The 3,182-nt window shown below is 61.7% G+C and carries 2 protein-coding genes; both read left to right on the top strand.

Annotated elements, in window-relative coordinates:
• Positions 1-375: 375 nt before the first annotated feature.
• A complete protein-coding gene (locus EOB49_RS20390) occupies positions 376-2,019 on the top strand; it encodes an ABC transporter substrate-binding protein (protein WP_127382057.1) in 1,644 nt (547 codons plus the stop codon).
• Positions 2,020-2,037: 18 nt separating this feature from the next.
• On the top strand, positions 2,038-3,105 hold the full coding sequence (locus EOB49_RS20385) for an ABC transporter permease (protein ID WP_127382056.1): 1,068 nt from the start codon (positions 2,038-2,040) through the stop codon (positions 3,103-3,105).
• Positions 3,106-3,182: the final 77 nt, after the last annotated feature.

Raw genomic sequence — 3,182 nt, 5'->3', positions numbered from 1 at the left:
CCGATGGCCTGCCCGGCTTCAAGACCCGCCGTTCGATCGGCACGTGGCAAGCCAAGAACGGGCGCGCCGCCACCTGCTTCCCTGACGCCGACCTGGTCGCGGCGCTGAAATAACCGCGACATTCGCCAGATTTTCCCCGATCGGCAGCCTCGACTGGCTGGCCTGTGCGTCGGCATCCCGCCGGCCTTTCTGGCCCATTGAGCCGTCGCATAAATGCTCGTTGCCCGTCACCAGGCTGCCGGATATGGTGTTGACCAACTGGACAAAAACCGCAACGGTAGGAGGTCAGTGGGGCCCTCTCCAGGCCCGAAAAAAATTCCACAACCCTGAGCCGGGAACTCAGGTCAACAAACAACAAAACAGGGAACAATCACCATGATGATGGAAAAGTTTGCTCTACGCTCTCGCTTCCTGCTGGCGGGTGCGGCCATGTCCGCGCTGCTTCTGGCCGGGGCGCCCGCCGGTGCGGTCACGCCCGCCGACACGCTGGTCGAAGGTTTCGCGATCGACGACATCATCTCCATGGATCCGGGCGAGGCGTTCGAGCTGTCGACCGCCGAGGTCACCGGCAACACCTATGATCTGCTTGTCCGTCTCGACCTCAGCGACACCTCCAAGGTCAAGGGAGACCTTGCCGAAAGCTGGACCGTCTCCGACGACGGCCTGACCTACACATTCAAGCTCAAGCCCGGCCTGAAATTCGCCTCCGGCAATCCGATCACCGCCGCCGACGTCGCCTGGTCTTTCGAACGTGTGGTCAAGCTCGACAAAAGCCCGGCCTTCATCATCGGCCAGTTCGGCATCAGCGGCGACAACGTCGCCGAGAAGGCCAAGGCGGTCGACGAGACCACCTTCCAGTTCACCGTCGACAAGGCCTATGCCCCGAGCTTCGTCCTGAACTGTCTGTCGGCAACGGTCGCGTCGGTGGTCGACGCCAAGCTGGTCAAGGAACATGTCGCTGCGGTGACGCCGAGCGCCGACTACAAATGGGACAATGATTTCGGCAATGCCTGGCTGAAGACCGGCTATGCCGGCTCCGGCGTCTTCAAGCTGCGCGAATGGCGCGCCAATGAGGCAGTCGTTCTCGAGCGCAACGACAATTACTACGGCGAGAAGGCCAAACTTGCCCGCGTCATCTACCGCAACATGAAGGAAAGCTCGGGCCAGCGCCTGGCGCTCGAAGCCGGCGACATCGACGTTGCCCGCAATCTCGAGCCGAACGATCTCGACGCCATCGCCAAGAACGCCGATCTCACGACCACCAGCGCGCCGAAGGGCACCGTCTACTACATCAGCCTCAACCAGAAGAACCCGAACCTCGCCAAGCCGGAGGTCCGCCAGGCCTTCAAATATCTGGTCGACTATGATGCCTTGAGTTCCACCATCCTCAAGGGCATCGGCGAAATCCACCAGACCTTCCTGCCCAAGGGCGTGCTCGGCGAATTGGATGAGAATCCGTTCAAGCTCGATGTCGCCAAGGCCAAGGAGTTGCTGGCCAAGGCCGGTCTGCCCGACGGCTTCAGCGTAACCATGGACGTACGCACCGGCCAGCCGACGACCGGCATGGCGGAATCGATCCAGCAGACGCTTGGCCAGGCCGGCATCAAGCTCGAGATCATCCCGGGCGACGGCAAGCAGACGCTGACCAAATATCGCGCCCGCAACCACGACATCTATATCGGCCAGTGGGGCCAGGACTATTTCGACCCGAATTCCAACGCCCAGACCTTTGCCTCGAACCCGGACAATTCGGATGCGGGCAAGTCCAAGACGCTCGCCTGGCGCAACGCCTGGGACATTCCGGACCTGACCAAGGAAACGGAAGCAGCACTGCTCGAGAAGGACGCCGGTAAACGCGCTGACATGTACAAGGATCTCGAGAAGAAAATCCTCGACACCAGCCCCTTCGTCGTCATCCACCAGCAGCTGGAAGTGGCCGGCCTGCGCAAGAACCTCAAGGGCTTTGCGCTCGGCCCGAGCTTCGACAGCAATTTCGTCGGGCCGGTGTCCAAGGAATAGTGCTCGCGGACACGCCGCATGAGCACGGTTGAAAAGGAAGTGGCGGCGGGGCGTGGCAGCGCCCGCGCCGTCGCTATTGCGTCATCGCTTGGCCGTTTCCTGGTCATTGCGATCACGACCTATCTTGGTCTGCTCGCGGTCACCTTCTTCATCGGCCGCGTCATTCCGATCGACCCGGTGCTGGCGGTGCTCGGCGACCGGGCGCCGGCCAATGTCGTCGAGCGCACGCGCCGGGAGATGGGCCTCGATCTGCCGTTGATCGAGCAGTTCTACATCTATGTGAAAAATGCCCTGAACGGTAATTTCGGCGTCTCCGTGCTGACCACCAATCCGGTCATGACCGACATTCGCCGGGCGCTGCCGGCCACCACCGAACTGGCGACGCTCGGAACGCTTATCGGGGCGCTGTTCGGCGTGCCGCTCGGCGTGCTGGCGGCGGTCAAGCGCGGCAGTCTCATCGACCAGATCGTGCGCATCATCGGCCTGATCGGCTATTCCGTGCCGATCTTCTGGCTGGGGCTGCTGGGGCTGGTGCTGTTTTACGCCAAGCTGCAATGGGTTGCCTTCCCGGCGCGGCTCGACGTCGTCTACGAATACACTTTTACGCCGATCACCGGCTTCTATCTCCTCGACTCCGCGATGCAGGGGCAGTGGGACGTGTTTTACGACGCCTTCCGCCACATCATCCTGCCGGCATCGCTGCTCGGCTACTTCTCGCTCGCCTATATCAGCCGCATGACGCGCTCGTTCATGCTCAACGAACTGTCGCAGGAATACATCGTCGCGGCACGCGCCAAGGGCCTGTCGGAAACCCGCATCATCTGGGGCCACGCGCTGCGCAATGCGGCGGTGCCGATGGTGACGGTGATCGCGCTCTCCTATGCCGGGCTGCTCGAAGGCTCGGTGCTCACCGAAACAGTGTTCTCGTGGCCGGGCATCGGCCTTTACATCACCAATTCGCTGCAGAACGCCGACATGAATGCGGTGCTCGGCGGCACCATCGTCATCGGCTCGGTGTTCATCGCCATCAATCTCCTCTCCGACCTGCTGTATCGGGTGCTCGATCCGAGGACGAAGGTTCAATGAGCAGAGGTATTCCACTTTCGGGCCTAGAGCAGTTCACCGTTTCACGGAAACGGCGACCCGCTCTAACTCCTTGTTTT

This window comes from Mesorhizobium sp. M7A.F.Ca.MR.148.00.0.0 (genome assembly GCF_003997735.1).
Lineage (GTDB): Bacteria > Pseudomonadota > Alphaproteobacteria > Rhizobiales > Rhizobiaceae > Mesorhizobium.
Note: the sequence above shows the minus strand (reverse complement) of the source record. Positions and strands in the feature narration are given on the sequence as shown.